Source organism: Azospirillum sp. B506 (assembly GCF_000333595.1).
In the GTDB taxonomy this organism is placed as follows: domain Bacteria; phylum Pseudomonadota; class Alphaproteobacteria; order Azospirillales; family Azospirillaceae; genus Azospirillum.
The window spans coordinates 1-901 of sequence record NZ_BADK01000754.1; the positions used below are offsets into that span (position 1 = coordinate 1).

Genomic DNA, 901 nt, shown 5'->3' on the forward strand with positions numbered 1-901 from the left:
ACGACCGGCGCGTCCCAGTTCTCCGCCGCCAGCTTGTGCCGGTCGGGACCGCTGCCCTCTTCCGCCTCCCGGCCCTTCGTGTCCTGGGGTGGGCGATAGGCACAATGATGCTCCACCACCGCGCCGGGCAGGCCGGCGAAGACCCGGTCGCGGAACTCCTGGGCGGTCTGCTCGATGATGCTGAGATAGGGGATCACGTAGATCACCCGCCGCATGCCGCGTTCCCGGTGGTGCCGCAGGTGGGCCAAGCCGAAGGCGAGCGAGGACAGCGTTTTTCCGCCCCCCGTCGGCACCGCCAGGGAAAACACCCCCGGCGGCCTCAGGGCGGCGGCGCGGCAGCGATCCAGCACCTCCTCCCGGATGGGGTTGACGGGGCTGCGGCCCTCGGCCTTTGCCATCTTCTCCGCCAGATGGCGGTCGAGCGCTGCCGCCAGTGCGTCCGGATCCGGGGCGTGGCCCCGCTCCGCCGCCGTATCCGGATCGGAAAAGGCTTCGGTCGCCAGTGCGTCGGCATCGGTCAGGCAGGAAAACAGCATGCGCACGAACAGCGACGCCTGGAACCCGTTGCCGAAGGTTACCGGCGGCAGGCTGTCCGGCAACAGCGGCGCGACCTCTGCCATGAACCCCGCCCGCGCGGCCGTCGCGGAGGGCGATTCGGCGATCCGCCCTTTCAGGCTGCTCCTCTCCCCTCCCCCACCGTCAGGAATCCCGGCATGGTGGCCGGCCACCGCATAGGCCAGCATCCAGCCGGCATGATCCTTGTACCGTTCCAGCGCGTAGATGGCCCCGGCCGTGGAATGGTCCACCTGTCCCTTCCTGCCGTTGGGCATTGACAGGTACTCTTGAAAGGCCTGAGCATATTTGCACGGCATCGTGCAGCAGGCCCAGCGTCCTCGTGAAG

The 901-nt window shown here is 68.9% G+C and carries 1 protein-coding gene; it reads right to left on the bottom strand.

Going from position 1 to position 901, the window contains the following annotated elements:
- On the bottom strand, nucleotides 1-806 hold an 806-nt coding region (locus tag I71_RS23655; protein WP_244434008.1), incomplete at its 3' end, for a DEAD/DEAH box helicase.
- Nucleotides 807-901: the final 95 nt, after the last annotated feature.